We start from the raw sequence: 20,577 nt of genomic DNA on the forward strand, positions 1-20,577 counted from the left end.
GCCATGTCCTGAGGTCACATCGGCGTCGGGTTGACGATCTTGGTGCCGGTGCCGCCGAGGTACGAGTAGCTGTCGTGCGTGTCCCAGCCGATGACGATGACGCTGAACGGGACGTCGCCGCCGTCGAGGACGTGGACGCCGTCGCCGAGCGGGACGCGGGCGACCTCGTAGTCGCTGTCGGCGACCGGGTTCCACTGGGCGTCGGGGATCGCCACGCCGTCGACGGTGACGGTGGCGCCGGCCTCGCGGGTGAACACGCCGACGTCGTTGATCCACGTCGAGGGCACGAGGATGACGTAGCGCGGCAGGAACTGCTCGACCGAGGGGATCTGGACCGCCGCGGGGTCGCCGACGCTGAAGAACTCGACCGGCAGGTTCTCGGCGCCGGTCATGTAGTTCATCACGCCGATCGGCTTGTCGCTGTTGATCTCGAAGTCGCCCGGCTCGGCCGTCGGGCCGCCGGCGTAGAACTCGACGACCTCGCCCTTGTCGAGGATGATCGGGTTGGCCGGCAGGCCGGTGACCTGCGCGTCGGCGTTGAGGGTGACGGTGGTGCCGTCCTCGGCGCCGTAGATCTGCCACAGCGACGGCTCCGGCGCGTTGTTGTTGCGCACCGCCGTGCGCGCGCCGATGAAGTGCTTGCCCCACAGGCGCACGCCGCTGATCTGCTCCTCCATGTGGTCGCAGCAGCAGGTGTTGGCCGGGATCAGCGCGCACTCCTGGCCCGCGAACAGCATGAACGGGGTCTCCTTGTCGCTCTCGAAGATCGTGCCGGTCATCGAGGTGCCGAGGTTCTGCACGGCGACGCTGAGCACGTCGCCCTCATTGAGGGTGAGCTCGAACGGCACGCCCGGCTGACCGGCCGGCACGCCGGCGCCGGCGGCGGTCACGGTGCTCGGCGTGACCTTGATCTTGGTGTTGTCCATCACCGCGACCGCGCTGGCGTAGCTGTGCTGGAAGGTGCTGGTGTTGTCCATCATCGACGTCCACGCGATCACGTGGTTGATCGAGTCGAGGCCGGTGACCGGGTAGAGCATCGAGGCGTCGGACAGGAACGAGGAGGCGCCGTCGACCGGGTTGAACTGGTAGGCGATCACCGGCACCGTCGACTTGACGCGGTAGGCGAAGCCGGGCGCGAGCTGGCTGTCGTCGGTGTGCTGGTCGGGCAGGTTGAAGGTCTGCAGGCCGAGCGCGTTGATGTTGGTGGGCCCGGCGATCATGTTCCACACGCCGCCCTGCTTGCGCTCGATGGTGACCGTGGCCTGCTGGTCCTTCTGCACGTTGGCGACCGCGACCGCGAACTGGCCGGTCTCGGAGAAGTCGTGCGAGTCCATGTCGAGGGCGTAGAAGGCGCAACCGACGGTGCTCTTCGACAGCTCGGCCTGCTCACAGGTCTCGGGGATCTCGCCGAAGAAGGGGTCGTCGCCGGTGGTCGAATCGCCGGTGGTCGAGGTGGTGGTGTCGACCGCGGTGGTGGTCCCCTGCGTGGTCGTGGTGGTGCCCTCGGTGGTCGTGGTGGTGTCCGGACCGGTCGTGGTCAGCGGCCCGTCGGTGGTGCCCGGACCGGTCGTCGTCACGCCCTGCGTGGTGCCCGTCTCCGTCATGCCCTGCGTCCCCGTCCCCTCGGTCGGGGGGGTCGTCGTCGGCGTGTCGGTGTTGCTCGACGGGCTGGTCGTCCCCGGCTCGGTCGCGGTCGAGGTCGGCCCTGCGGACATCGTCGCGACGTTGGTCGCAGTGCTCCCACCGTCGTCGCCGCAGGCGGTCAGGAGCGAGGCCGCGAGGGCAGCCGTGGTACACGCGTTCATAGACAGGCGATTCGTCATGGCGGCAGCGTAGGGGCTGCCCCTCGCGCCCGTAAAGGGTTTTCGACGTTCGCGGGGGGATCTCGGCGCGCCCCGGCGCTCGCAGGAGCCAAGCGCGAGATCGCGAGCGGCCGGCGGGCATCAATCGATAGACATGTCCGAAGGGACATGAAGGTTTCGGCGTTTTGCCGGGCCCGGCGCGCGCGGTCCTCGACCGCCGTCACCCGCAGACGAGGAGTTCCACCCGATCGCGCCCGCGCCGGGAATGTCGGCGCGCGCCGGGGCGTGTAGGGGACGACGATGCCCGCCGAGGACCACCACGGCCTTTACGCTCGCGTCCGCGCCTGGCTGCCGGACGTCGGGCTGGCGCTCGGGGTGTTCGTCGCCCTCAACGTGGTCGGGGCGCTGATCGTCGGCGACGGGTTCGACGTCACGGCGGCGTGGATCAGCCTGCCCGAGGGGACAGGTACATCTGTCTTCAAGGCCATGTTGGCGGCGACCCTGATCGCCCGCGGGCTCGGGCCGCTGCGGCGGCGGTGGGCGCGGGCGCTGGCGGCCGTGTGCCTGCTGGCGGTCGCGGCGGCGGCGGCGTGGGACACCGCGGTCTACTTCGCGCTGCTGATGAAGGGGCGGATCGCCACGCCCCTGCCGTTCCCGAGCTCGGTGCTGGTGCTGGCCCTGTCGCTGGCGCTGGCCGCGACGGCGGCGCGGCCGGGGCCGCCGCGGAGGTGGTCTTCGGGACAGGTGGCGCGCAGCCTGACGATCGCGGCGGCGGTGGCGTGGACCCTGCCGCTGGTGCTGATGCTGACGTTCGGCCCGACCCGCTACGCCCGCGAGGCCGACGCGATCGTGGTGTTCGGCGCGCGGGTGTACCGCGACGGCAGGCCGTCGCACGCGCTGGCCGACCGCGTCGACGAGGGCGTCCGCCTGTACCACCGCGGGCTGGCGCCGATCGTGATCATGAGCGGGGCGATCGACGAGGACCACGGGGCCTCGGAGCCGGAGGCGATGAAGGCGAGGGCGATCGCGGCGGGGGTGCCGGCGGCGGCGATCGTGCTCGACGAGCTCGGGGTCGACACCGCGGCGACGGTCGAGGTCACGGCCGAATGGCTGCAGCGCCGCGGGGCGCGGCGCGTGCTGGCGGTCAGCCATTATTATCACCAGCCGCGCGTGAAGCTGCTGTTCCAGCGCGCCGGAGTGCTCGCATACACGGTGCCGGCGACGATGAGCCGGCGCCTGCTGAAGGAGCCGTGGTTCGTCGCCCGCGAGGTGCTGGCGTATTACGCGGCCTGGCTGGCGCCGTTCCTGCCGGGTCGGTAGACAGGGCCGCTCGGATCGAGGGAGCGCCGCATCGGACATGTCATGAGCCTGGCCGCGTTCTCGCCTCGGTGAGGTCGGGGACGCTGCAGAGGCCCGACGTGGAGGGGCGGAGCCGGTGGCACCGAGAGACGACGATCACGCCGGGAAGCACAGGCGTGATCGTGGGGTGATGATGGCCAGGAGATCGTCACTTCGCTGGACGACGACGATCACCCGGGCATGATCGTGCGATGATTACGGCCAGGAGATCGTCACCTCGCCGTTGCCGAGGCGCGCGCCCGGTTGATTGTCCTGATTGGTGCCGGCGTTGAACGAGCCGCCGCCGCCGCCGCCCGCGCGACACGAGCTGCCCTCGCCCGCGCCGCCGCCCGAGTAGCCGCCGCCGCCGCCCGCGCCGCACACGGCCCCGCCGCCGCCGCCGAAGCCGCCCTGACCGCCGGGGCCGAAAGTGTTCCCGCCGGCGCCGCCGGTGAACAGGAGCGGCGGCTTGCCGCCGGTGCAGCCGGTGCCGTAGGTGGAGTCCTGGCCCGCGCTCTTCCAGCCGGCGCCGCCCGAGCCGGTGCCCGAGGGCGCATTGCCGGCGCCGCCGTTGCCGTTCATTCCGCCGGCGGCGCTTGGGGCTCCGTTGCCGTTGGTGCCGTGGATGCCGACGACGCCGTCGAGGCCCTTGCGGCAATTGAGGTCGTTGTTCCAATTGGTGTTGCCGCCGCCGCCGCCGCCGGCCGCGATCAGCGGCTCGGTGGCGTCGGCGACCCGCCACACGAACGAGCCGCCGCCGCCGCCGCCGGTCGCCGACGGGCCGCCGCAGTTGTTGACCACTCCGCGCTCGCCGACCACGACGCCGAGCTCCTCGCCGGGCGTGACGGTGAACGAGCCGCTCATCCTGGCCCCGCGACCGCCCACGTCCGAGCCGCCCTGGGCGCCGAAGGCGGTGATCTTGACGGAGTTGATGCACGTCGGCACGACGAATGACTGGAGCGCGCCGGTCGGCGAGAACACCTTCTGGCCGGGTGCGCCGCCCATGAGGACGACGTCGATGCAGCTCGGGGTCGACGAGGCGCAGCCGTCGCTGTAGGTGACGCAGACCTCGCCCGCCATCACGCCGAACTCCACCGTGATCGCGGACGTGCCCTGACCGGCGCTGACTGTGGCGTCGCCCGGCACGCTCCACGTGTAGCTGACCGCGCCCGGCACGTCGGGGACGGTGAACATGGCCTCGGCGCCGCCGCACACGCTCGTCGGCCCCGCGACGGCGTCGGCCGCGGGGAGGCCGGGCGGCGCTTCACACTGCGAGTCGGAGCAGACCTGGCACATCGCGCAGGCCTGGCCGCAGCCGCCGCAGTGGGCCGGATCGGTCTCGGTATCGACGCAGGCGCCCTCGCAGTCCGCCTGTCCCATCGGACATTCGAGCGCGCAGGCCCCGTCTCCGCACACCTCGCCGTCGAGGCACGGCTGATCGCAGCCGCCGCAGTTGTTCGGGTCGGTCTGGGTGTCGACGCACGCGCCGTCGCACAGCTCCTGTCCCCGGGGACATGTCACGACGCAGCTGCCCTCGCTGCAGGTCTCCATGACCCCGCAGGGCTGATCGCAGCCACCGCAGTGGTCGGCGTCGGTCTGGGTGTCGACGCACTCGCCGCCGCAGTCGACCAGCCCCTCACAGGGGCCGATGGTCGTGCCGTCGGTGTCGATCGGATCGGTGGTCGAGGTCGTGCTCGTGGTGGTCGCGTCGGTGGTGGTCGAGGTCGAGGTCGGGTCAGTGGAGGTCGGGGGCGTCGCGTCGGTGGAGGTCGGGGGCGTCGCGTCGGTCGAGGTCGGCGGTTGTGCCTCCGTCGTCCCGGCGCTGCCGGTCGTGTCGGTGCCGGTGGAGGTCTCGGTGAGCGAGCTCGAGGTGTCGGTCTCACCGCACGCAGGGAGCCAGGTGGCTCCGCACAGCGCGGAGAGCGTGATCGTGCGCCAGCTGCTTGTCATCGTCGCCATCGTAGGCCGCGGGCGCCGGCGACGTCGACGTCCGCACGCGAGTGTCCGATTGCGAGCGAGGTCGCTCGGGGGCGGTGCGCGGCGAGGATGGCGCGTTGCTTCGTCTCCCGGGCACTCCACGCCCGGCGCGGCATCGATCGGGAATCGATGCACCGGATCCTGCGAAATCATACCAGCACGCATACGGCCCGCTCGGAGCTCCCAGGACCGCGCCGGCGCATGCGCAGACCACGAACGCGGGCCGGCGCGGCGTGTCCGCGTCGAGCGAGCCAGGACGAGCGGCCGCCGATCGAGGAGCTCGCAGGGCCCGGGGGCTGTCCCTTCAGCCAGGCGCGCTCTTCTTGGCGAGGAAGTGGCGAAGGATGTCGACGAGCGTGCCCACGCCGAGGCCGATCGCGCCGAGCACCAGGAACGTCGCGACTGCGGCCAGGTCTTCGAAGCCGCCGCTGCTCTCGGTCGTGAAGGCGCGCAGCATCAGGACGTAGCCGATCAGGAGGCCGACCTGCGCGAACAGGAAGCCCAGGCGGGCGCCGAGGAAGCCGAGGAGGGGGGGGCGGTCCGGCGATCAGCAGCAGCAACGACGAGGCGCCGCGCACCGTCTCGAGCGTGGGCGGCTGGCCGGTGTTGAGATAGGCGACCAGCAGCGCCAGGCCGGTCCACACCGCGGCGTTGACGACGAGGACGACGAGCCAGCGCGGGCTGAGGGCGGGCGGGAGCATGCCCGGAGTGTAGCTCCGCCGCGCGAGGAGGCATCGGGCCGCGCTGCGGCGAGGGCTCTTGCACGGCCGACCTGTCTCGGCGAAGCAGAGCGCGCTCGCGGAAGCGACGGCGCTCCGACGCCGCTGCGCCGAGCTGCGCGACCTCGTGCGTGCCCGGCCGAGCGGCGCCGGGCTCGACCACGGCGCTCCCGGCCGGCTGAACAGCCTCGCGGACGACCGCCGATCGGCCGGCGCCAGCGCGGTCGATCGACTCGACTCGTAACAGGTTCGTGCGACGACGCGCGACTGTCCGCTCCTCGCGATCGCTGCCGCTACACCGCGAGCGGGCCGCCCTGCCGAACGTCGCAGGATGACGAAGAAGTCGCCGAGGCGGTCTGCAATTTTGCAGCACCACGAAATGGGGTGACCAGCATGGCCATCCCCGGAGCGTCTTATCGGGTACCGTCGAGACTGTCAGCACAGTGGAGTTGGCCGCGAGGCAGAATGGCCGCGAGATCACGGTGCGGCTCGACGGCGGCGAGCTGCGCGTCGTCACGCGACAGTATACCGGGGAGGTCTTCTCTGCCGGTGATCGGGTGCGCGTGTCGTCGGCGGAGAGCGTCACCCGTGTGACGCACTGAACCGCGCATCGCTCCCCCTCGCCCGCCCGCCGCGGGCGCCCACGGGCGCCCACGGGCGCCCGCGCGTGAGCACCACCCGCGATGGAAAGGCCGAAGGGCCGAGGCCCTTCGTTGCGCTCCTGGTCGCACCAAGTGTATACGTTGGGCCGTCAGGAGGGCGGCGCCGATGATCGATGTAGTCATGCCCCAGCTGGGCGAAGATATTGCCGAGGGTACAGTCGCGCAGTGGTTCGTGCGCGAAGGGGATTACGTGGTGAGGGACCAGGTGCTGCTGGAGGTCGAGACGTCGAAGGCCGACACCGAGATCCCCTCGCCGACCAATGGCGTCGTCACCTCCATTGACGCTGCGGTCGGGGAGGTGGTCCCCAAGCAAGGGCTGCTCTGCCGAATCGACGAGACCCGCACGAGTTGAGGTCTCCTTCGACTCCGCCGAGCAAAGGAACGATTCGCCCGGGTCGAGTGATTCTCGGCGCGGGCGTCAGCCGGGGGGTTGGTTGATCTCGCCGAGGCTGAGGCCGCCGGGGTAGGCGTAGCTGATCCGGCAATCGTAGCCATAGACCTCGATGCCGAACTTGACCGACTGGCTGCGGATGTCGTGCGGGCCGTCGGGGATCAAGAAGCGCGCGTAGGCGAGGTCGCCGACGCCGAGCGGGGTGAGGGCCGGCAGGGCGTCGCCGTCGAGCTCGATGGTGTCCCAGCCGGACTCCGGGGCGACCACCGTGAGCATGTCCCAGCCGTAGGTCTCGGGGGTCAGGAAGGTGTAGTTGTTGCGGTGCTGGGCCGTCGGCGGGATGAAGGTGATCGCGGGGTCGCCGAGCTCGGTGGTGTCCTGCGAGAGGATGTCGCAGTTCTTGGAGATGAAGTCGCCCGGGTACTCGTCGTCGTTCTTGGGCCCGTGCGACTGGTCCTGGCTCAGCATGTAGTGGGCGACCATGAAGGCCTCGGTGCCCTCGACGCGGAACGAGGCGGCGGTGAGGAGCTCGTGGAACTGGCCCTCGTCGAGCGTCACCTCGCCCTGCTGGTCGCCGGTGAAGGTGAGGACGGTGCCGTCCTTGTCGGCGATGAAGCGGTAGAGGTCGGGCTCGTCGCTGCGCGGGCGGAACTTGACGACCGCGTAGTCCTTGCCCCAAGCGGTGCGCGGCGGGACCTGCTCCTCGAGGTAGTCCTTGTAATAGTTCATGCCGGGGCCGGGCAGGCTCATCGCCGGCGAGCCGGTCATGACCGCGACCGGGGCGGTGCTGCTGACGCGCATGCCGGTGAAGTCGGCGACGCTGCCGCTTGGCGAGACGATCCGCAGCGCCTGCTGAGTATTGACGGTGTGGGTGGTGCTGCCGCCGCCGGCCAGCCCCGGGACCTCGCCGCCGCCCTCCGTACCGCCCTGCATGGCGGTCGGCATCTCCACGGTCACCTCGTTTCCGTCGACCATGCTGATGATGCTGACCCAGCTGGCCGAGAAGTCGGTGTTGTGATAGCTCGGCACCAGGTAGTCCTGGCCCCACGCGTGCGCGGGCAGGAGCAGCGAGGCGTCGGCGGTCGCGACCTGCGAGGACGAGTACGGGCTGAACTGATAGGCCACCACCGGCACGTCGCTCTCGAGCCGCAGGACCTGCTTGAGGATGCCGGTCTGCACCGGCATGGCGTGCTGCGTCAGCGCGGCCGAGTCCTCCGGGAGGATGAAGGTGTGCAGCTGCTTGGGCGCGACCACTGCGGCCTCGATCACCTCGCCTGCGGCGCCGAAGAGGGTGACGCTGGCGTCGGCGTTGCCGCTGGTGTTGGCGGCGACGACGGCCCACGGCAGGTCGGTGCCGCTGTCGCCGACGGTCGGCGCGAACAGGCAGCCGGCGCTGGTCAGGTTCATCGCCGCGAGCTCGCAGGTGCTCTCGTCGACCGGGCCGGTGTCGTTGATGTCCGGCATCGCGCCGAGGTCGAACTTGGCCAAGCCGCCGGTGCTGGTGCCGCTCGGACCGGCGGTGGGCGAGGTCGTGGGCGCGCTCGCGGTCGAGGTGGAGGGCTCGGTGGTGCCAGGGTTCGCGGTCGTCTCGGTGGCGCCGGAGAGCGAGGCAGTGCCGGTCGTCGTGCCGCCGTCGGTGACGGCTGGGGGCCCAGCGGCACAGGCGCAGAAGAGGACGAGGAGGCCAAGGGGTAGGCTGCCGCGCATGTGCAGATGGTAGGCCGAACACCGTCTCGAGGCGATCGCTCGCGGGTGGAATTGCACCTGACCGAACGGCCATGCGCGCGGGCGAGCGCCGCTGGCGAATGCCGGCCGCCCTGGCGGCGTGGCAGCCTCGGGGCCGCTTCGGAAAATCAATGGCGCATCACGAGCGGTCGAGGCACGGGCCCGATCGCCTCACCACGCTCACCACGGAGGCCGCGGCCCGGCTCCGCGGCCGCGATTACGCCGTCGCCGAGGCGCTCCTGAGCGGCTGCGCCGCGGACGATGCGAGCGGTCACGCCGCTGCGCTGCTCGGCGGCGCGTACTTCCTGCGAGGCGGCATGCGCAGGCGGCGGAGTGCTGCCGCGTCGCACTGGCGCGGGTGCCCGCGGCGGCGACGGGGAGGTCGAGGCGACGCGCGCGTGGCAGGGCGCACAGGTCGGGGCCGACGCGGCGATACCTTTGCCGGGAGCAGTTCCTCGAGCACGTGGCGGCGGAGCGGCTTGCGGGCGAGCCGCGGCCGTCGACGCCGAGCTGCGACGACGACGAGCCATCGGCTCCGCGCTCGGAGCTCGCAGAGGCGCTGCACCGCGTCGGCGACGTCGGCGGAGTGCTGGCCGACGTCGCCGGCGGAGTGCTGCACGCGCTCAGCGACCTGGCCGGGAAGATCGGGATCACCGTCGAGGTGTGGACCGGTACCGCGACGTCACCGGCTGCCGCAGGTCGGCGACGAGGCGCTGGCGATCTTCAAGCTGGCGTACATGCGCCGCGCTCTGTTCGAGAACAACATCGTGCGCACCTGTCCGGGCGAGGCGACGAGCAGGGCAGGCGCGTGACGGGGTCCGACCCGGTGGGATCGAGTGGACACCTTCCCCACTCTCGAGCCACCGTCATTTGCAGTGGTACCCCCAATCGGCGTCGACACCGCCTCGCCGATGAGGCCGTCCCGGGGCCATAAGGGTGCGACGATACCGCAAGGGACTATTGACAGAGGCGCGAAATCGTCCCTCCAAAGAATCGCCCAGGCTATGCCGAATTTCGGCCTGCTACGAACAGTTGACGACGCGTGTGGGCCGAGTGACTCTGCGCGTTGCATGAGCACGCGCAAGCCGAGGTCGAAGCCCGCGAAGAAGGAGCCCGCGACCCTGGACGAGCTCCTCGAGGAGCTCGCCATACACGGGCAGAATTTTATCGACGGGGAGCCGCTCTGGGACAAGCTCGTCGCGTACGGTGTCGAGCTGATCCCGACGCTTCTGGAGCGCACCGAAGGCGACAAACCGTTCAAGCTGGTCGACAAGGCGCTGCAGAGGATTCTCGAGCGGACGGACCCCGATACGCGGGGGCGAGCGGCGAGGCTGCTCGCTGAATCCATCACCGGAAGGTTCTCGCCCAAGCGCCGCATGATGGCGATTCAGGCCCTTCCGCACGTCTCGGCCAAGGACGCCTCTGCCCACAATCTACTCCTCCACATCGCCACGGACCCCACCGATCCCGCCGAAGTACGCGCCGCGGCGTTCCGAACCCTCGCAGAGATGCACCCCGTGGGCGAGCAGGCAGAACGCCTGCTCTCCGTGCTGAAGTTATACGAAGACGAGTGGTCTTCTGATGAGAAGATGTGCGATGCTCTGCTCTACTGCCTGCGTGAGCACGCGCCCCGGCTCGCCGGGAAGAAGCTCCTGGAGGATCTCGAGCCGTTCCTGACGCACGAGAGTGAGCGCATCCGTCGCCGGGCGATCGAGCTCCTGGCTGCCTTCGGGGACGTCGACACCGCCGAGGGGCTTCTCGCGCTCCCCGACGCACCCTCGCATCGAAGCGAGATCTTCGAGGCCCTGAAGAAGATCGGGAGCCGGCCGATCAACCTCCTCGGCCTTCGCCCCGAGGCGTTCGAGCTGTTCGTGGGTCGATGGTTGAGACGCTCGGGGCACAAGAAGGTGAAAGTCGAGCGGTACTGCAGAGACGATGGCGTCGACGCGACCTCCTACAAGACGGGCGAGAACGCCTCGGGGGAGGAGATGTTGCAGAAGTGGGTCGTGCAGTGCAAGCGTTACAGCTCCAAGGCGATCGACGAGGAAACGCTGCGTCAGTTCGCGGAGACAGTCTCTGCTCAGGAAGCCCACTTCGGTCTGTTCGTGACGACCTCGGACTTCACCGCGGGGGCTGTCGATTTCGCCAGGAGAGACAAGCGCCTGGAGCTGGTCTCCGGCAAGGAGCTCCTCCGGCGCTTGCAGGCGCTCTTCGGAGCAGAGCGCTATTCGATTCGTGTACGAGAGTGAGAGGGGACGGTGGAGGACCATCCATTGATCGGCGTCTTCAGCATTGAACAATGACCGAGGCGGCCGGGCGACGAATGTGTGTATTCGGGCGCTCGGCCTGCTTCAGGCCCTCGGCGAGTCGGCGAGGGGCGGGAGCGTGGCGACGTAGGCGTCGATCGCGGCGCGCAAGAGCTGGCCGATGAGGGCGAGCGCGTCCGGGGCGAGCTCGTCGCCGTGCAGCAGCTCGTCGTATTCGGCCATCGCCCGCGAGTACCAGCGGTCGAGGTCGTGCTCGGCGGCGTGCACGGGGTAGATGGCCGTGCGGCGCAGCTCGAACAGCTCGCCCAGGGCTTCGTGGGGGGAGAACGCGCAGGCGAGGACGGCGAGGGTGCCGAGCCGCGCGGCCTCCCAGGCGTAGGCGCGCTCGTTGAGCACCGAATCGGTGGTGGCGGCGTCGGCGGCGTCGGCGGCGCAGCGGGCGACGCGGTCGCAGCGCTCGGCCAGGCGGCGCAGCTCTTGACCGATCTGCGCGAGGCGGCGGGTGGCGCCGGCTTCGGTGGCCGCGCGCAGGTCGGCGAGGCTAGCGAGCAGGGTGGTGTGCACCGATTCGTCGCAGGCGCGGCGCAGGTCGTTCAGCAGGTCGGCGGTGTAGTCGAGCGCGAGGCGGGCAGCCGGCGCCCGGGGCCAGGGGAGATGGGCGGAGACGGGCTCGGTGAGCTCGAGGCCGTCGCCCCAGGCCTCGCCGAAGACGATCGCGTCGCGCAGCGACCACGGCTGCTCGCCGCCGATCGTGTAGCTGGCGCGGCCGCTCATGAAGGTCCACGGGACGGCGCCGCCGTGGCGCACCATGGCCGCGCGCACGAGCAGCGGGCCGGGATCGTCGTCGTCGATCCCGAGCTCGTCGTTGAGCTCGACCAGGGCCTCGGCGACCCGCTCGAGCTGTTCGAGGGTGAGGGCGTGAGCGGTGGCGATGGCCAGCAGCGCCGCCGGCTCCTCGGCCGCGACGGCGGCGGCGACCTTGCCCTCCAGCTCGTCGTCGGTCAGAAGGCCCATGCGTCGAGCGCGACGATAGCGGGCGGCCACTGCGGGGTGCAAGCGAGCTGCGATCGCTCGCAGCGAACGGAGGGCGCGGGTTCACGCGTCGCCGCGGGCGCGCGAGCACGTGCTCGCATTTGTCATGCTGTCCGAACGGACAGCTAATTCCGCGCTACCCGGGCACGGTGGTCCAGACGTGGTCCATCGCCGGGAACATGATGTCGCTGGGCTGGGGAAGGCCCCGGAGGAAGTCGTCGAGGTAATAGACGGCGACCTCCCAGCCGCTGCCGGTGCCGCGGGCCTCGTCGGCGGTGCGGCAGGCGAAGTGCTCGAGCTCGAGCAGGGTGCCGGCGTCGCCGCGGGTGAGGCGGAGCTCGACCTCGCTGTCGCCGAAGTCGCCGTAGCGCCAGGTGGTGCGCAGGCGCGTGGGCGGCTCGCACGCGACGATCTTGCAGGTCGTGGGGTGGGGCTGCGAGAGGTCGAGGACGACGGCGCCGCCGACGGCGAAGGTGCCGGACGGCTTGCCGAACCACTTCGGGAGCACCTCGGGGTCGGTCCACGCCGCCCACACGCGCTCGATCGACGCGTCGAGGCGGCGGCGCAGCAGCGACGACCAGGTGCCGCCGTGATCGCGGATCTCTCGGCCGACGTCCGCGGACCAGCGGAAGTACTCGTCCATCACCTGCATGCGCTCGGCGTAGCCCCGCTCGGCGAGCTCGTGGGTCGACCAGAAGCCGCGCGGGGTCTGGTCTGCCAGCACGTCGCCGAGGATCGCCAAATGAGCGTGCCAGCCGGAGGCGGTGCCGACGAGGTCGTCGCGGGTGGCGAGGCGCCGGGTGGTCACGACGAGGCGCACCTTGTCGTCGACCGGGGTGAGCTCGAAGGACACTTCGGCGGGCTGGTCCGGGCCGCCCCAGGTGAGCCTCAGCAGCCGCGGGGCTTCGCAGGCGAGCACCGTCTCGACGCCCTGTGCCCCCTCGGCGCTCTTGTAGCGCTCGGGGTAGGCCTTCTCCGCGGAGAGCGAGGCGTGGTCGAAGCGGAGCTCGGCGCGACCGCCGGGTCGCAGCTCGAACTCGCCGGCCGCGAGCCAGCGGGCGCGCTTGTCGGATTCGGTGATGTAGCGCCAGACCCGCTCGATGGGGCCGGGGAGCACCCGCTCGAGGCGTACGGTGCCGGGGTCGAGGATCTGTCCGTGGTCGTTCATGGCTGCTCCTTGCATTCGGGGTCGTCTTCCGCGGCGAGCAGGGCCTCGAGCGCGTCGAGCCGCGAGGACCAGAACGCGCGCGTCTGTTCGACCCATGCCGCCAGTTCGTCGAGGGGTCGTCGGTCGGCGGTGAGGAGGTGTTCGCGGCCCGCGACGCGCCGATGCACGAGGCCGGCGCGCTCGAGCACGCGGATGTGCTTCGAGACGGAATTCAGCGAGATCGGGAACCGCTCCGCGACGTCGGTCACCCGCGCCTCGCCGCCGCTGAGCCGCTGAAAGATGGCCCGGCGCGTCGGGTCGGCGAGGGCCGACAAGGTGTGGTCGAGGCTCATGCGCGAAGATGTTCACCCAGATGGGTGAATATTGCAAGCGCGAAAACATTCGGGCCCGCAGGGCGTCCAGGTGCCGCTGTGGGCCAGAATGCGCGAATCCGCGCGAGCCCCGGTGGGGCCCGAAGGTGTCCGTAAAGACATGTCCTTCGGGCCCGCCCGCGGGGCTCACAGGGCGGCGGTGTTGTCCTTCGGGTTGCGGTCGATCAGGAGGTTGCGGGCGTCGATGCCGACGCGGTGCGGCGGCTGGTCGACGACGACCTCGATCTCCATCTCGTTCGCGGTGAACTTGCGCCGCTCGAGCCAGAGCGGCGCGCCGAGCTCGTGGTCGCCCGGGCGCGGGGCCGCGTACACGCCGACGTCGATGTAGTCGGCCAGCGGGACCTCGCTCTCGAGGCCGTGGCCGTCGGCGCGCAGCTTGCGGGCGCCGACCTTGAAGCGGACGCGGACCTTGCCGCCCTCGAGCGGCTCGCTGGTGGCCTCGAGGACCTTGTTGTCGTAGAGGGTGATCGTCTCGAACATGTCCTCGATGAGGTACGCGTATTCGGGCGGGGTCTGCTCGCGGAGCAGGGCGACGAGGTCGCGCGTGGTCGGGAACGGGGGCGGCTTGAACGCGTACCGCTCGACCATGGTGGCCAGGGCGGCGTTGAGCCGCGCCTCGCCGATGTACTCGCGCAGGGCGTAGAACACCAGCGAGCCCTTTTGATAATGGATGTACTTCTGGACCTCGACGAGCCCGAGCGGCAGCTCGTGCTTGCGCTCGGTGGCGCGGCCGATGAGGTAGTCGCGCAGCTCGACGGCGAGGAACCGCTTCATCGCCTGCGGGCCGTACTCCTTCTCCATCACCATCAGCGCCGAGTACTCCGCCAGCGACTCGGACAGCATCGTCGTGCCCTGGACGTTGGCGGCGACGAGCTGGTACGCCCACCACTGGTGCGCGACCTCGTGGGCGGTGACGAAGAACGGATAGTCGTTGTCCTCGGGGTCTTCGGGGCGGACGCGGGTGATGAAGCCGATGTTCTCGGAGTAGGGGATCGTGCCCGGGTTCGCCAGGGCGAATTGCTCGTAGCGCGGGAACTCGAGGATCCGGAAGTGGCGGTGCGGATAGGGGCCGAAGTTGCGCTTGAAGTAATCGAGCGACTGCTTGACCGAGGTGATCATGCGCTCCAGGTTGTACTCGTGGCCCTTTTGATAGTAGACGGCGATCGCCACGCCCTCGTGCTCGTCGCTCCGGACCTCCCAGCGGCCCGACAGGAACGACAGGCCGGGGCGGATCTTGCCGTCCGGGGCGTAGGCGAAGCAGCGGCGGTCGCCCTCGGTCCACTCGCGCTGCAGCTCGCCGATGGTGATGGCGAGCTGGTCGCCTGACGTGCACACGGTCGCGGTGTAGGTGATCCACGTGCGGTCGGGCTCGCCGGGGAACCGATCGCGCTCGTACAGGTCGTCGATCGGCGGCAGGCGCGGGCGCTCCGGGAGGCCCTGCTCCTTGCGCCGGTCGTCGTCGTCGAGCTCGAGCGCTCGGTTGTAGCCGATTTGGGGGAGCAGGAAGTCGCCCATGAAGAAGGTGCCGTTGTCGACGACGTGATGGTCGCGGCCCTGGTTGCCGAAGCCCTCGCGCAGGTAGGCGAGGTCGAAGCTCAGGCTCATGGCGCCGCCGGGCGCGAGGGGCTCGGCGAGGCGATAGATGCGGTAGTCGAGGCGCGCGTCCTCCTCCTCGAGGGTCGCGGGGCGATCGAACTCGAGCGCGCGGACCGTGAGGTCCGGGCGCATGGAGACGTGGACGGTGTCGATCGGGACGGCGTCGCGATTGACGAGCTCGTAATGGCCGGTGATGCCGGCGTGGCCGCGCTCGGGGAAGAGGTCGACCCGCACGTCGATGGCGTCGATCTTGGGCTGGGGCAGGCGGCGGTACTGGCCGTAGTTGCGCTCGTAGTCGGCCTGCAGGGCGTCCTGGTCCTCGCTGCTGAGGTAGATGTTGCGGACGTTGGTGTTCCAGTAGATAAAGCCGCCGAGGCCGAGCCAGGCGGCGCAGGCGAGCGCGGCGGCGGCGGCCCAGCGGCGGGTCATGGCCGCTCGCGCCAGGCGGACGCGGTCGCGCCGGCCGGCCGGGGTGCCGTGGACGAGCCACGGGCGGGCGAGGATCAGCAGCAGCACGGCGAAGGCGAAGTGGTAGAGGTTGAACCACGTCGCCGCGGCGACGTGCGGGCCGTAGCCGTTCATCGCCGAGTAAACGACCTGCGGGCTGAAGGCGAAGCGCAGCAGGTTGTGGTCGATGCCCCAGGCGCCGAAGGCCTGGGTCAGGACCCAGAACGAGAACGCCAGCAGGATGCCGACGTACTTGTGGCCGGCGACGATCTGGAAGAAGAACCCGAGCATGCCGAGCAGCACCAGCTCGGGCAGGAAGAAGCCGTAGAGGACGCCGAGGTAGACGTCGAGCTCGTACTGGTGGTAGCCCTTGGCGGTCTGGATCAGCACGCCGCCGGCGATCATCACCGCGAGGAAGGTGGCGAGGACGAGGGCGAAGCCGGCGACCTTGGCGGCGAGGATCGCGGTCGGCGAGGCCGGGGTGACGTCGAGGATCTGGTCGGCGCGGACGCCTCGCTCGCGCCACATCACCTCGCCGGCGTAGAGCGGGATGAGGATGATGAAGAACAGGCGGCCGTGGTTGCGGAGCACGTCGGTCATCGCGTACGTGACCGGCCAGGTGGTGGTGCCCCAGAGGACGTCGGTGTAGCCCGCGGCGTGCATGGTGAACAGCAGGCCGACGGCGGCGAGGGCGAGGAAGGTCCGGTCGTGCACGAGGCCGAGCCAGTAGAAGCGGACCAGGGCGAGCAGGCGAGCGAGGGCGGCGGCGCGGCCGCGACGCAGCGTGACTACCGGCAGCGGCGCGTGGTCTCCCGCCGCCGGGGCGACGTCGTCCTGCTCGAGCCGCCGCGGCGCGCGACCACGGAGGCCGCGCGCGGCCTCCATGCGGAACCGCGAGTAGGCCGCGACGAGCACCAGCAGGCCGACGCCGACCCAGAGCAGGCGGTTGTAGAGCAGGAGGCCCTCGAGCGCGGTGACGAGGGTGTTCTTCTCGATGACGGTCCAGTAGCGCTGGGCGACGTCGGTGGCGACGATGCCGAACGGATCGAGCAGGGCGGCGAACGCCTCGTTGTCGAGCTTCGCCAGCGAGCCCAGGCCGATCGAGTAGGCGACGAAGAGGGCGACGCCCTGGACGTAGACGGCCATGTAGCTGCGGGTCAGCACGCCGACGGCGAAGTACAGCGCGGACAGCAGCAGGGTGTTGGGCACGATGTAGAAGACGAGCGGGACGAGGTAGGCGCCGGGGACGTGGGGGCCGAGCTTGTCCGGGTCGAGCCACGGCATGTGCGCGCCGAGCCACAGGCCGAGCACGCTGCAGGCGAACACCAGCACGCCGACGACGTAGGCGCCGAGGAAGCGGCCGAACACGAAGCTCGACTTGCGCAGGCGGGTGGTGAACAGCAGCTCGTGGGTCTTGAACTCGAAGTCGCGGAGGATCGCGGTGCCGGCGATCGCGGAGGTGAGGATCATGCCGACCAGGGTGACGAGCATGACGCTGTTGTTCAGCGCCCACGGCGAGTTGCGCTTCACCGCGCCGCCGATGCCGAACACGCTGCCGGCCTCGGTCGCGGTGAACAGGAACGACAGCAGCAGCAGCAGCGCCATGTGGAGGTAGGTGACGGGCCGCCGCAGGTGATACGCGACCTCGTGGCGGGCGGTGCTCAGGAGCTGGTTCACGGGGCCCTCCGCGACTTGCTGGTGATGTGGAAGAAGTACACGTCCTCGAGGCCGGGCTCGATCGGCTCGAAGCCGGGGCCGGGCGACTCGGGGTGGTGGACGTGGACGATCGGCCGGCCGGCGACGAGGCGGGTGGCGATCACGTGCAGCTCGCGCTGCAGCTCGGGCAGCTCGGGCCGGCTGGCGACGCGGCGCCAGATCTGACCGCGCAGCGCGGCCACGGCCGCCGCGGGCGAGCCGGAGTACAGCACCTCGCCGTGGCTGATGATCGCGAACTTGCTGCACAGCTCGTACACGTCCTCGACGATGTGCGTGCTGAGGATGACGACGATGTCCTGGCCGATCTCGCCGAGCAGGTCGAGGAAGCGGTGGCGCTCGGTCGGGTCGAGGCCGGCGGTCGGCTCGTCGACGATGACGAGGCGCGGGCGGCCGAGGAGGGCGATGGCGATGCCCAGGCGCTGCTTCATGCCGCCGGAGAAGCCGCCCACGGCCTGCTTGCGGGCCGCGAGGAGGTTGGTCTGGTCGAGCAGGGCGTGGACCTGGGCGGCGCGCTCGCGCCGGTCGGTCACGCCCTTCAGCACTGCGAAGTGGTCGAGGATCGTCTCGGCCGAGAGGTTGGGGTAGAGCCCGAACTCCTGCGGGAGGTAGCCGAGGACCTCGCGCAGTCGATCCTTGTGGGCGAGGACGTCGAGCGCGCCGAATTCGACGGCGCCGCTGTCGGGGTCCTGGAGCGTGGCGATCGTCCGCATCAGAGTCGACTTGCCGGCGCCGTTCGGCCCGAGCAGGCCGAACATGCCGGTCGAGATCGTCAGGTCGACGTGTTTCAGCGCGCGAACACCGTTGGGATAGGTCTTACAGAGGTCACGGATTGTCAGTTGCATGGGAACCACCGTGGAGACATCGCGTCCTGACAGCGCGTATTCGCGGCGGTTCCGCGGGCAGGCGAAATTGTTCGTTCTGTCGCGTTTTGGGCGCGGAGGATCCCATAACCGGACGGTCCAGTCCCATTTGCGAACAGCGGGGCTCGCGACCGGACGGTCCAGATGGAATGTGAAGTGTCTATATTCTGTAGTCTCGGTACTTCGAGGTCGTGAATGAATGGATGTCTCGAGGGACAGGTGATCGTCAGCGCCGCGCAGGTTCGGGGCCGAGGCCGCGGTGATGGGGGCGGACCTGCTTGGCGGCCTCGCGGGCGGCGCGGCGGTACTGGCCCGGGGGCAGGCCGGACCAATGTTTGAAGGCGCGGCTGAAGGCCTCGTCGGAGCCGTAGCCGACGCGCGCGGCCAGCTCCTTGAGGCTGGTGGTGGCCTCTTGCTCGAGCGCGCGGGCGGCGGTGCGCATCCGCCAGGTGGTGACGTAGGCGAGGGGCGGTTCGCCGACGAGGCGGTGGAACGCGGGGGCGAAGGCCGAGCGCGACATGCCGGCGCGCGCGGCCATGGCGGCGACGGTCCAGTCGGCGCCGGGGTCGGCGTGCACCGCAGCGAGGGCCCGGGCGACGGCGGGGTCGGCGAGGGCGCGCAGCCAGCTGTGATCGGCCGCGCCGGCGGCGATGCAGGCCCGCAGCGCCTGGATGAACAGCAGCTCGGCGAGGCGCGTGAGCACCGGCTCGGCGCCGAGGCCGGGGCGCGCGACCTCGCCGGCGAGCGCGTGCACGAGGCCGAGCTGACCCGCGCTGGCGGCCTCGGCCGGCAGGTGGACCACCGGCGGCAGCGCGGCGGTGAGGAGGTCGCGGCCGGCCTCGTCGAGCTCGAGGCAGCCGACCACGAGGGTGGTGCGCGGGCCGTCGCCGCCCCAGCGGACGGTGCGGCTGTCGACCCGCGGGGCGCGACGGAGCCGGCGGAACGAGACCACGCCGCTGCGCGGGGCGTCGCGGATCGCGTGGACCTGACCGGCGGCGACGAGGGCGACGTCGCCGGCTCGCAGGGCGATGCTCTGCCGCCGCCCCTCGAGCTCGAGGTGCGCGCCGCCCCGGACGACGATGTGCACCGCGAGGTCCTCGAAGCCGGGCGAGCGCAGGCCCCACGGCGCGCCGAGCTCGGCCACCCCGAGCACCGTGCCGCGCAGGCGCACGAGGTCGAGGACGCCGGCGAGCGGATCGGCAGGGGCGAGGCTGGACGCTGCATCAACCATGACGCACAGACTATCATGGAGCGTCCAGGCGGGCCGCGGTTAGGCTCAACGCATGGCAGATCGAACAATGCGAGCGACGCCGACGGGGCCGCGCGTGCTGGCCAGCGTGGTCGCGCTGCTGACCGTGGTGCTGCCGTTCGCGGCCGACTGGAACGCGACGCACCTCTACAACCCGGCGTGGAGCGGCCACGCGAAGTTCCACAGCGCGCACACGATGGCGCTCGGGGCCGGCCTCGGGCTGCTCGGGCTCGTGTGGCTGTGGCGGCCCGGACGCTTCGCCTCGGGGCTGGCGGTGCTGGCGATCTACTGGCTGACGCAGGCGTCGGCGCTCGCGTTTCCGGGGACTGCGGTGATCGATCCGGAGTTCGCCGACCGGCTGCCGCGGGTCGGCGGGATCACCCTGAATCAGCTGTGGGGCGACGCGGTGTTCGTCGGGCTGCTGGCGATCAGCTGGGTCTGGGCGCGCCGCTGAGATTCAGGTCGAGGAGCTGGCGACCAGATCGATCTGCAAGCCGAAGTGGTCGGAGACGTGGGCAGGAGGCGAGCCGGCGAGCTTCTCCGTGCCGAGCCGTTCGATGTGGCGGACCTGCCAGCCGTCGCCATGCAGCAGGGCGCGATCGAGCCGTGCTCGCTGGGCGGCGACGCCCTTGCTCTGCGCGCGCATCACGTTGACCTCGGAGTCGACGGTGTAGCCGGGTTCGCCGGGGTGGCAGTCGAGCCAGGCGTCGCGCCAGCCGGCGAGCGGCGCGTTCTCGGGGCGGTCCTCGTCGGCGGGATAATTCATGTCGCCGACGAGGATGGCGTTGGGCTCGCGCGCCAGCCGGACCGTGATGTCCTCGAGCTGGCGCACGCGAAACGCGGTCATGTCCGTGGTGCTCTCGAGGTGGACCGTGGCCACGGTGAGCGGCGGATCGACGTCGAGGCGCGCGGACAGGAGGTTGCGGCCCATGAACGAGAACAGCGGCATGCGTTCGCTGCGGAGGACCGGGATCTGCGAGATCAGGAGGGTGTCGTAGTCGCTGGCGGGGCCCTTGCTGATCCAGGCCCCGCGTCCTTCAGCGCCCGCAGGCCCGGGGTCGCGAGCAGCCCGGGCAGGACCTCCTGCAGGCAGATCACGTCGGGCCGGAGCTCGGCGAGGGTCTGCCACAGGGCCTCCTGACGGCGCGCGCGTTCCCACTCGTCGAACCATATGTTCCAGGTGACGATGCGCAGGCTCCGGCGGCTCATGCTGGAACCGTAGCACGGGTTTGCGGGTCGTGAAGGATGTCCTGATGG

The 20,577-nt window shown here is 70.7% G+C and carries 16 protein-coding genes and 2 pseudogenes; 5 read left to right on the forward strand and 13 right to left on the reverse strand.

Translation table 11 applies throughout. From position 1 onward, the window contains the following. Positions 1-14 precede the first annotated feature (14 nt). A complete protein-coding gene (locus O0S08_RS03410) occupies positions 15-1,823 on the reverse strand; it encodes an IgGFc-binding protein (RefSeq protein ID WP_269037518.1) in 1,809 nt (602 codons plus the stop codon). Positions 1,824-2,102: 279 nt separating this feature from the next. On the opposite strand from O0S08_RS03410, the gene O0S08_RS03415 reads away from it, so the two are divergent. Beyond that, entirely contained in the window at positions 2,103-3,122 is a 1,020-nt protein-coding gene (locus tag O0S08_RS03415; protein WP_269037519.1) for a YdcF family protein, read from the forward strand. Between the two features lie 234 nt (positions 3,123-3,356). Here O0S08_RS03415 and O0S08_RS03420 read toward each other — a convergent pair whose 3' ends face one another. After that, positions 3,357-5,090: an MXAN_6577-like cysteine-rich protein gene (locus tag O0S08_RS03420; protein WP_269037520.1), complete on the reverse strand. Its 1,734-nt coding sequence runs from the start codon at positions 5,088-5,090 to the stop codon at positions 3,357-3,359. 331 nt (positions 5,091-5,421) lie between these two features. Then, on the reverse strand, positions 5,422-5,574 hold the full coding sequence (locus O0S08_RS03425; RefSeq protein ID WP_269037521.1) for a hypothetical protein: 153 nt from the start codon (positions 5,572-5,574) through the stop codon (positions 5,422-5,424). 705 nt (positions 5,575-6,279) lie between these two features. On the opposite strand from O0S08_RS03425, the gene O0S08_RS03430 reads away from it, so the two are divergent. Both O0S08_RS03430 and O0S08_RS03435 read left to right on the forward strand, forming a co-directional pair. After that, a complete protein-coding gene (locus tag O0S08_RS03430; protein ID WP_269037522.1) occupies positions 6,280-6,438 on the forward strand; it encodes a hypothetical protein in 159 nt (52 codons plus the stop codon). Between the two features lie 181 nt (positions 6,439-6,619). After that, the gene (locus tag O0S08_RS03435) at positions 6,620-6,850 is read left to right on the forward strand and encodes a biotin/lipoyl-containing protein (protein WP_269037523.1); all 231 of its coding nucleotides are present in this window, start codon (positions 6,620-6,622) and stop codon (positions 6,848-6,850) included. A gap of 66 nt (positions 6,851-6,916) precedes the next feature. Here O0S08_RS03435 and O0S08_RS03440 read toward each other — a convergent pair whose 3' ends face one another. Together O0S08_RS03440 and O0S08_RS03445 are read right to left on the reverse strand one after the other, a co-directional pair. Next, positions 6,917-8,596, reverse strand: a complete 1,680-nt coding sequence (locus O0S08_RS03440) for an IgGFc-binding protein (RefSeq protein WP_269037524.1) — start codon at positions 8,594-8,596, stop codon at positions 6,917-6,919. Positions 8,597-9,296: 700 nt separating this feature from the next. Further along, positions 9,297-9,458, reverse strand: a complete 162-nt coding sequence (locus tag O0S08_RS03445; RefSeq protein WP_269037525.1) for a hypothetical protein — start codon at positions 9,456-9,458, stop codon at positions 9,297-9,299. Positions 9,459-9,684: 226 nt separating this feature from the next. Between O0S08_RS03445 and O0S08_RS03450 the strand changes: the two genes are divergently transcribed. Beyond that, complete coding sequence (locus O0S08_RS03450; protein ID WP_269037526.1) at positions 9,685-10,863, forward strand: restriction endonuclease; 1,179 nt, start codon at positions 9,685-9,687, stop codon at positions 10,861-10,863. 102 nt (positions 10,864-10,965) lie between these two features. Here O0S08_RS03450 and O0S08_RS03455 read toward each other — a convergent pair whose 3' ends face one another. From O0S08_RS03455 to O0S08_RS03480, 7 genes and pseudogenes are all read right to left on the reverse strand, one after another. Then, positions 10,966-11,895: a hypothetical protein gene (locus tag O0S08_RS03455; RefSeq protein WP_269037527.1), complete on the reverse strand. Its 930-nt coding sequence runs from the start codon at positions 11,893-11,895 to the stop codon at positions 10,966-10,968. Between the two features lie 154 nt (positions 11,896-12,049). Next, positions 12,050-12,565, reverse strand: coding sequence for an SRPBCC domain-containing protein (locus O0S08_RS51195; protein WP_371879593.1), 516 nt, complete (start codon positions 12,563-12,565; stop codon positions 12,050-12,052). Then, positions 12,563-13,081, reverse strand: a pseudogene (locus tag O0S08_RS51200) (SRPBCC family protein); the annotation flags it as partial. The pseudogene O0S08_RS51200 and the gene O0S08_RS51195, both read right to left, overlap by 3 nt. Continuing rightward, positions 13,078-13,413 carry an ArsR/SmtB family transcription factor gene (locus O0S08_RS03465; RefSeq protein ID WP_269037529.1) on the reverse strand — a complete coding sequence of 112 codons (336 nt, stop codon included), beginning with the start codon at positions 13,411-13,413 and terminating at the stop codon, positions 13,078-13,080. The gene O0S08_RS03465 and the pseudogene O0S08_RS51200, both read right to left, overlap by 4 nt. A 165-nt stretch (positions 13,414-13,578) precedes the next feature. Beyond that, positions 13,579-17,172 (reverse strand): ABC transporter permease/M1 family aminopeptidase, encoded by a 3,594-nt coding sequence (locus O0S08_RS03470; RefSeq protein ID WP_269037530.1) that lies wholly within the window; start codon positions 17,170-17,172, stop codon positions 13,579-13,581. After that, a complete protein-coding gene (locus tag O0S08_RS03475) occupies positions 17,169-18,053 on the reverse strand; it encodes an ABC transporter ATP-binding protein (protein WP_269037531.1) in 885 nt (294 codons plus the stop codon). Before O0S08_RS03475 ends, O0S08_RS03470 begins: the two co-directional genes overlap by 4 nt. A 244-nt stretch (positions 18,054-18,297) precedes the next feature. Continuing rightward, positions 18,298-19,302 carry an AraC family transcriptional regulator gene (locus O0S08_RS03480; RefSeq protein WP_269037532.1) on the reverse strand — a complete coding sequence of 335 codons (1,005 nt, stop codon included), beginning with the start codon at positions 19,300-19,302 and terminating at the stop codon, positions 18,298-18,300. A 52-nt stretch (positions 19,303-19,354) separates the two neighbouring features. Here O0S08_RS03480 and O0S08_RS03485 point away from each other — a divergent pair, with 52 nt between their 5' ends. After that, positions 19,355-19,774 carry a DUF6640 family protein gene (locus O0S08_RS03485; protein WP_269037533.1) on the forward strand — a complete coding sequence of 140 codons (420 nt, stop codon included), beginning with the start codon at positions 19,355-19,357 and terminating at the stop codon, positions 19,772-19,774. A 3-nt stretch (positions 19,775-19,777) separates the two neighbouring features. On the opposite strand, the pseudogene O0S08_RS03490 reads toward O0S08_RS03485, so the two are convergent. Beyond that, positions 19,778-20,529 (reverse strand): annotated as a pseudogene (locus O0S08_RS03490) (endonuclease/exonuclease/phosphatase family protein). Between the last annotated feature and the right edge of the window lie 48 nt (positions 20,530-20,577).

The organism is Nannocystis punicea, from assembly GCF_026965555.1.
GTDB lineage: Bacteria > Myxococcota_A > Polyangia > Nannocystales > Nannocystaceae > Nannocystis > Nannocystis punicea.

Bases quoted from the DNA above. Each gene is read 5' to 3' on its own strand.
- O0S08_RS03410 (WP_269037518.1), bottom strand. From the start codon at position 1,823: ATGACGAATCGCCTGTCTATGAACGCGTGTACCACGGCTGCCCTCGCG.
- O0S08_RS03415 (WP_269037519.1), top strand. From the start codon at position 2,103: ATGCCCGCCGAGGACCACCACGGCCTTTACGCTCGCGTCCGCGCCTGG.
- O0S08_RS03420 (WP_269037520.1), bottom strand. From the start codon at position 5,090: ATGACAAGCAGCTGGCGCACGATCACGCTCTCCGCGCTGTGCGGAGCC.
- O0S08_RS03425 (WP_269037521.1), bottom strand. From the start codon at position 5,574: ATGCTGCGCGCCTTCACGACCGAGAGCAGCGGCGGCTTCGAAGACCTG.
- O0S08_RS03435 (WP_269037523.1), top strand. From the start codon at position 6,620: ATGCCCCAGCTGGGCGAAGATATTGCCGAGGGTACAGTCGCGCAGTGG.
- O0S08_RS03440 (WP_269037524.1), bottom strand. From the start codon at position 8,596: ATGCGCGGCAGCCTACCCCTTGGCCTCCTCGTCCTCTTCTGCGCCTGT.
- O0S08_RS03450 (WP_269037526.1), top strand. From the start codon at position 9,685: ATGAGCACGCGCAAGCCGAGGTCGAAGCCCGCGAAGAAGGAGCCCGCG.
- O0S08_RS03455 (WP_269037527.1), bottom strand. From the start codon at position 11,895: ATGGGCCTTCTGACCGACGACGAGCTGGAGGGCAAGGTCGCCGCCGCC.
- O0S08_RS51195 (WP_371879593.1), bottom strand. From the start codon at position 12,565: ATGCAGGTGATGGACGAGTACTTCCGCTGGTCCGCGGACGTCGGCCGA.
- O0S08_RS03465 (WP_269037529.1), bottom strand. From the start codon at position 13,413: ATGAGCCTCGACCACACCTTGTCGGCCCTCGCCGACCCGACGCGCCGG.
- O0S08_RS03475 (WP_269037531.1), bottom strand. From the start codon at position 18,053: ATGCAACTGACAATCCGTGACCTCTGTAAGACCTATCCCAACGGTGTT.
- O0S08_RS03480 (WP_269037532.1), bottom strand. From the start codon at position 19,302: ATGGTTGATGCAGCGTCCAGCCTCGCCCCTGCCGATCCGCTCGCCGGC.
- O0S08_RS03485 (WP_269037533.1), top strand. From the start codon at position 19,355: ATGGCAGATCGAACAATGCGAGCGACGCCGACGGGGCCGCGCGTGCTG.